General features: G+C 52.2%; 5 protein-coding genes. All 5 read right to left on the reverse strand.

Features of this window, described 5'->3' with window-relative positions; translation table 11 throughout:
• Positions 1 to 154 precede the first annotated feature (154 nt).
• Positions 155 to 1,786 carry an FAD-dependent 5-carboxymethylaminomethyl-2-thiouridine(34) oxidoreductase MnmC1 gene (gene mnmC, locus HMPREF3277_RS08020; protein ID WP_070870688.1) on the reverse strand — a complete coding sequence of 544 codons (1,632 nt, stop codon included), beginning with the start codon at positions 1,784 to 1,786 and terminating at the stop codon, positions 155 to 157.
• A gap of 55 nt (positions 1,787 to 1,841) precedes the next feature.
• Entirely contained in the window at positions 1,842 to 3,851 is a 2,010-nt protein-coding gene (locus HMPREF3277_RS08025) for a site-specific recombinase (RefSeq protein WP_070870757.1), read from the reverse strand.
• Between the two features lie 156 nt (positions 3,852 to 4,007).
• Positions 4,008 to 4,799: an NAD(+) synthase gene (gene nadE, locus HMPREF3277_RS08030; RefSeq protein WP_070870758.1), complete on the reverse strand. Its 792-nt coding sequence runs from the start codon at positions 4,797 to 4,799 to the stop codon at positions 4,008 to 4,010.
• A 174-nt stretch (positions 4,800 to 4,973) separates the two neighbouring features.
• Positions 4,974 to 5,744 (reverse strand): hypothetical protein, encoded by a 771-nt coding sequence (locus tag HMPREF3277_RS08035; RefSeq protein ID WP_070870689.1) that lies wholly within the window; start codon positions 5,742 to 5,744, stop codon positions 4,974 to 4,976.
• Between the two features lie 51 nt (positions 5,745 to 5,795).
• Positions 5,796 to 6,617, reverse strand: a complete 822-nt coding sequence (locus HMPREF3277_RS08040; protein ID WP_246830784.1) for a hypothetical protein — start codon at positions 6,615 to 6,617, stop codon at positions 5,796 to 5,798.
• Positions 6,618 to 6,810 lie beyond the last annotated feature (193 nt).

Below are 6,810 nucleotides of genomic sequence, written 5' to 3' on the forward strand. Positions count from 1 at the left end.
CCTTGTCCTGATTTAAAGTTAATCCACTATAAAAGAAACAGGTCGTCTGAAAACAGACGGCCTGTTCCGTATGGGCATGGGATGCGACATTATAGTGGAAATGGAGGTCGATTGACAGCGTGCTCAGGCAGCTTTTCAGACGACCTCCTGCGCATCAAAGCAAAGGCTGCTGCCGCACGATGGCGCGGATGACGGCGCGGTTTGGATTTAGGGCGGTGCGCAGGCGTTGGGACAGGGGCTGAGGCAGGCCGAGGATGTCGGCGGCAATGGCGGCGGCGCAGACGGGGGCGGTGGCAAGGCCGCGCGTGCCGTGGGCGGTGTTGATGTAGGCGTTCGGCAGGTAGGGGCAGGGGATGTTGTCGAGTCGGTAGTTTTTATCCAGCGAGAGTTTGGCGTAGACGGTCTGCATGGCGGCGATGTCGCCGAGTGCGCCGACGACGGGCAAGTGGTCAGGGCTGTCGCAGCGCAGGGCGACGTGTCCTTGCGGCGGGTCAGAGAGGTCGTCTGAAAACGAGTAAAGAGAGTTTTGCTCAAACGAGTTTTGCTCAAACAATGATTGCGCCAATGGCGGGTTGAGTTGTTGCAGGGCGGCGCGATTGGCAGTTTCTTCGTGCGGGTACCAAGCGTCGTCGTTGCTGTTGAGAACGAAGGTTGCGCCGTAGCAGTGTTGCCCTTGCCAGCTCGGGCTGATGTAGCTTTCGCCGGATAGGGCGCAGCGCAGGCGTTTGGAAAAACCGCTTGCCGCCGCTACGCCGGTTTGTCCGCGGATTTGGCGGAAAGGCAGAGTGGAGACGTTGGCATCGGCGGCGTTCGGGCTGTGCGCGCCCATGCAGTAAATGATGTGGGTTGCGCTGAAGCTGCCGTGCGGTGTGTGTGCCGTCCAGTTTGCGCCGTCGTATTCGGCGGAGGATAAGGGCGTGTCTTCGTGCAACGCAATCAGCGGATGATCCAGCAAGGCGCGGACGACGGCGGGCGGGTTCAGCCATACGCCCTGCGGCCAGTAGAGGCCGTCTGAAAAGACGTCTATGCCTGCGATTTGCGCGGCTTCGTCGGTGGACACGCTGCGGTAAAGGTGGGCATGATGCTGCTGCAAACCCAATGCCTGATTGCGTTTGCGTTCGGCTTCATCAAAATTGAGGTGCAACACGCCGTCGCCGCCCCATGCGTCGGAATCGGGCAGAAGGTCTTGCAGCAGGCGGCGGGTGTAGCCGTAGCCGGCCAGCAGCAGTTCGGTTTGCTCGGTGTCGTGCGGCGAGATTTTGGCGTAGAGCAGCCCTTGGCGGTTGCCGCTGCCGCCTTGAGCCGCTTTGCCCGCTTCCAAAATGGTAACGCGCACGCCGTGTTCCGCCAGCTTGCGCGCGGTTGCGGCGCCGACAATGCCCGCGCCGATAACCAACGCGTGTTCGGGCAGAGTGGTGGCTTGGGGTCGTCTGAACCAAGGTTTGACAGGCTTGGGCGCGGCTTGCGGTACGGTTTCGGTCTGCCATTCGATACGGTCGAAATGTTCGTACAGGCTATCGGCGCGGTGTGGCGGGACAAGCCAGATATGCACGTCAGGCAGCAGGTTTTCCAGAAAGTTGACGCTGTTGAACTGAAGGCATTTTAGGGCTTGGTCGAGGCGGGTTTTCAGACGGCCTTCCAACTCGGTCGGTGCATCGGACAAAGGAAAATCGGGCATGCGGTTTTCGGTCAGACAGGCAACCAGATGCAGCGGCGCAGGATGAGTTTCGATCACGCGGGCAAGTTCGGCAGGGGCGGGCGGGGTGTTCCAAGCGAGGATGGGCATAGCGGGGTCGTCTGAAAAAGAGGTTGATTACTGAAGCGCTGTCTGTCGGCTTGCCTTAATGCTTTTCTCCCTGCTCTTTAGTCGGCTCTTTGGTCTGAACCGGCGTAACCGGGAAAAACAAGATCAGCGGGTTGGCTTTAATCTGCTGCCAGAAGCTTTTGCACAAATTACCGACACTGCCGATTTTCGTGCCGCGCGAGCGCAGGGCGACGAAGAGGGCGAGGGTGAAGCTGACGATGAGGTTGACCAAGCCGATGGCGAGGACGCTGCAAATGCCGAGCATGAATGTACCAAAGCCGACGTTGCCGCTGACGGCGGCGTAGCCGAGGTTGGCGGAGGAGAAGGCGACATGGCGGATGTCCAGCGGCAGACCGAGGAGGTGTCCGAAGTAGCCGGTCATGCCCAAGAGCATCCCGAAAATGAAGTTGCCGACCAGCGAGCCGTAGTGTTTGTGGATGTAGGCGGCGAGGACGCGGCGGGGTTTGGGGCGCATGATTTTGCGCAACAAGGGATTGAAGGGCAGGCGTTGGCGCAGGTTGAGGTAGTCGGCGCGGTTGTCGAAGAAGCCTGCGATGATGCCGGAACAGAACAGCCACAAGCCCGCAATAGCGGCATACCATAGGGTCGGATGATTGATGATGTCTATGGATTTGAACTGGTAGGCGGTGGTGTGGGCATCGAGTATGGGCTGTTGGTGCAGATGGGCATAGCCGAACGATATGGCACACGCCAAAAGGATAGCGATGGAAACGTTGCCGAAGACGGCGACGCTTTGGGAGCGGCATACGTCGATGAGGAGCTTGGCGAGCTTGTTGTCCACTGCCTTGCCGCCTTCGTTGAGATCGACTTGTTCGGCGAAGCTGGCGGCGGTCATGGCGGGCTGTTTGGTGGCGACGGTGCAGTGCAGCATATGGATGAGCATGAAGCCTATGCCGTAGTTGAGCCCTGACAGCAAGGAGGTAACGAAGGGGCTGAAGCCGAGTGTGCCGATGTGGATTTTGTGCAATGCCATCAGGGCGATGATGACGCCGCCACCCGCCGCGGAGTAGAACATTTTGAAATATTCTTTGCGGTTGCGGGTGATGTAATGCTCGCCGTGGTGGCTTTTGTTTTCGGTAATGCTGCGGGCGAGCATGCGTATGCTGCTGCGGCGCAGGTGGCGGGTACTGTATTGCTCGACCGCGGCGTAGATGAGGGAATTCATCAGGGTTATGGTCAGGCGGTTGCGGTTGCCGGCATCGGTTTGGATGTCGGTGAGCAGTTTCAGGCGATCTACGGTCTGCTGGAGCCGTTCAAGCAGGTGGGCGACTTTGACGGACGAGCCTGAACCTGCGCCCGTCCCTTTTCGGCGCAAATAGTCGATCTGGCTGCAACATTGGTCGAACATGACTTCAAGGTGGGCGGTGTCGTAAGGGGTGGTGTCGTTGCGGTAGTGTTCGACCAGTTTGGCGGTTTCGCGCTGAAGGGCGACGAAGGGCGAATCGGCTTCGAGCAGGCGCGGGGCAATGCGGATGAGGTCGGGTTCGATGGCTTCGGAGGCAATCCAAATGGCCAGCATTTCGATGGCACGCAGGCGGGCGTCAACCAACTGGCGGCAGGCGTTTTGCAGCAAGGCGGGATCGGCGCTGGTGCGGATCAGGTCGTACAGGCTCAACCATTGGCGGATGCTGAGAGTTTGCAGCCATTTGTCGTCGTTTTCGGAGTGGAACAGGTAGAGGAACACTTCGCGCAGGTTGGCAAAATCCTTATAGGACGGGCTGAAGCGTTCGTAGATGCGTATGCCCATCTCGCGGGTAAAGCTGTGGCGCGAGAAGATGCCGAGTTTGATCAGCGCGGGATAGATGTGGACTTGAGAAAGCCAGTGGTAGAAGCGGCTGCTGAAATTTTTTGCGAGTTCTTCGTCTTGTTTGAGCGTGGCGATAATCAGGTCGAAACGTTCTGCCGCCTGTTTTTTGCCGCCGCGCCGCAAAAATTTGATTAAGGCATTCAGAATAAGGACGAAATCGGTGTCGGTCAGACTCTTCGACAGAAGAGGATGTAGATTTTGGTGAGTAATTTTTTCCATTGCGGTATTTTTACACAAAACGGCGGGTTTGATAAGTTCGGGTAATTTATGCAACCTGCTGTAAGCACATTCGATATTTTGGAGCAATGTTTGACGATTTCAACCCTCTTTGTTTTGAAAAGGTCGTCTGAAAACCGGTTTCAGACGACCTTTCGCTTATTTCAGTATCTCTTCGGGAATGTTGCAGACGGGAATCGGATTGACTTTGTGTTGCATGGCTTTGTGCAGGCGGGTGTAGATTTCCAAGACTTCGCGCTGCCTGCCTTCAAAATCTTCGGGACGGTGCGTGCCGTAAACGCTCATCGCCCATTCGAGTTCGGGATAGCTTGCGCCCATCTGTTCTTCGTCCGTGCGTTCGGTATCCCAAAGCCCGTCGGTCGGTACGGCTTTTTGGATGGACTCGGCGATGTCCAGTTCGGCGGCAATTTGATAAATCTGCGTTTTGGTCAAATCGGCAATCGGGCTGATGTCCACGCCGCCGTCGCCGTATTTGGTGAAAAAGCCCACGCCGAAATCTTCGATTTTGTTGCCCGTACCGGTAACCAGCAAACCGTTTAGCTGACCGTAATAATAAAGCGTCAGCATCCGCAGGCGGCTGCGGGCGTTGGCAAGCGCAAGCTGTTTGGCGGGGAACTCGGTTTCATCGACTTCGACATCGGCGGCAAAGGTATCGAAAGTCGGCGTCAAATCCACACGCATCCCGCTGACGTTGGGAAACGCCTGTTCCAACCGGCGGATGTGTTCCTGTGCGCGGCTGACTTGGTCGGCTTTTTGGCGGATGGGCATTTCAAGCAGCAGAACCTTCAGCCCCGTCCGTGCCGCGATGGCGGAAACGACTGCGGAATCGATACCGCCGGAAACGCCGACAACAAACCCCTTGGCGTGTGCGGCGGCGGCATAGTTTTTCAGCCAGTCGGCAATATGGCGGATAACGGCTTGCGTCTGCATAGTCAGGCTCCTGATTTGAAAGGGGGAATCATACCCGATTTTGAAAGGCTGCGGCATATGGACGGGTCGTCTGAAAACACAGGTTTGGCATTGCGAAACCGATTGCCGCGTTTGCAATATTGTCGGTTTGAGGTTTTCAGACGACCTGTGTCATGAGCGGTTGACTCCTGTGTTTTAATGAGATTTTTTGTTTGACTTGTCTTTATATTGATAGATTTGCAGATTGGTTGACCTGCCGCCTTTGAACGAATTGATTTCATAAGTAATGCCATCATACACGGCGCGTGTACTGATCAGCTCTTCATTCAGCGGCTGTTTCTGTTTAAAGGCTTCGATGTTTTGGATATGTTTGTCCAACAGGTTTTTAAACAGGTTGTCCGGTTTGTTTTTATGGTCGATGGTGGAAATGATTAAGTCGGGGATGGTGGTGTCTTTCAAGATAAGTCCATCGTTTCCAATCACAGCATCCACGCCGTCTACCTTGTTATTGACATGATATATATCGACACCGTATGGACATTCCGGATTGGCAAAGTCTTTTAAAACTATTGTTACAGAAAAAAGATTGGCAAGGTAGTCAGCGGCGCTATACATGTTTTTCTTCCCGAAATTTCTTTTAAAGATTTCGTTATTGCTGTTTTCTATAAAGCCTAACTCTTGCAATTTGGGAACAATCAGTTCTTTATTCATGGGGATAGGCAGGCGTTTAACTGCCTCGAAATGAGTAGGTTCATATCGCGGGTATGCCGCAGGGTCTGCAGGCGGGAGCCGAGGAGGCGTATTAAACTTATACTCGGAAGGATGACATTCAAAATTCGGGGTAGCTGCAGTTTTAACGGCTTCTGCATCTTGCATTCTATCTTGCGTCAAATTCGGCTGATTGCTACATGCCGCCATAATCAGCAAACCCGCCAATACCATCAGCCTTTTATTGACTATCTCCATGATTTCACTTTCTTTATTTGGTTTTTGTTGTAATCAGTTATGGGCTTTCTTTCAGGTTTTATATCGATAGATTTGTAGTATTGTTCTCCTACCTCCACCAAATGAGTTGATTTCATAGGTAATGCCATCGTATACAGTACGCGTGCTGATCAGCTCTTCATTAAGCGGCTGTTTCTGTTTAAAGGCTTCGATGTTTTGGATATGTTTGTCCAACAGGTTTTTAAACAGGTTTTCAGGCTTGTGTTTATGATTAATGGTAGAGATAACGAAATCGGGAATGGTGGTGTCTTTTAAGATGAATCCATCGTTTCCAATCAATATTTCTACGCCGTTTACCTCATTATTTACATGATAAATATCGATATCATATGGGCACCCTTGATTGACAATGTCTTTTAAAGTGATAGTTATAGAAAAAATATTTTTATTATAGTCAACAGTATCATACATATTTTTCTTTCCGAAATTTTTTTCATAGATTTCGTTACTACTGTCTTCTATAAAGCCTAACTTCTGCAATTTGGGAACAATCAGTTCTTTGTTCATAGGGATAGAGAGACGTTTGGCTTCATCTCTAAAAGTCGATTTTCTCTGTTGCGCTAAACTGATTGGTATACTTGTAACATTAGGTAAAGGTGGGGGGATTTCTGGGAGTGTATTAAATTTATATTCGGAGGGATGGCATTCAAAATGAAGGAGAGGTGAATTTTTCTGCTTGGTTTTAGCAGTTTGGACATTTTGTTTTCCATTCAGGGTTAAGTTTGATTGATTTGTACATGCCGCTATAACCAGCAAACCCGCTAATACAATCAGCTTTCTATTGAATGTCTTCATTATTGATAACCTTCTTTGTACTTTTTCGATGTTCATCATCTCCTGATGCGGTTTGTAACAAATAAATCGGGTTTTATGTTGGGTGGAAATGACGATGAATTTTGTATGTTAGCTGGGTTGAGATAATGGGTAAAGAAAATGGGATAAGCGGTGGAAGGTGTGTCTGAATGGTTTGCTTTGTTTAGCGAGATATAGTGGTAACTTTAAACCAGGACGGCGTTACCTCGCCTTG

The organism is Neisseria sp. HMSC70E02 (assembly GCF_001838645.1).
GTDB classification, from domain to species: Bacteria; Pseudomonadota; Gammaproteobacteria; order Burkholderiales; family Neisseriaceae; genus Neisseria; species Neisseria macacae.

Coding starts and splice junctions, on each gene's coding strand:
- HMPREF3277_RS08040 (WP_246830784.1), bottom strand. CDS start 6,617: ATGATGAACATCGAAAAAGTACAAAGAAGGTTATCAATAATGAAGACA.
- HMPREF3277_RS08035 (WP_070870689.1), bottom strand. CDS start 5,744: ATGGAGATAGTCAATAAAAGGCTGATGGTATTGGCGGGTTTGCTGATT.
- HMPREF3277_RS08025 (WP_070870757.1), bottom strand. CDS start 3,851: ATGGAAAAAATTACTCACCAAAATCTACATCCTCTTCTGTCGAAGAGT.
- mnmC (WP_070870688.1), bottom strand. CDS start 1,786: ATGCCCATCCTCGCTTGGAACACCCCGCCCGCCCCTGCCGAACTTGCC.
- nadE (WP_070870758.1), bottom strand. CDS start 4,799: ATGCAGACGCAAGCCGTTATCCGCCATATTGCCGACTGGCTGAAAAAC.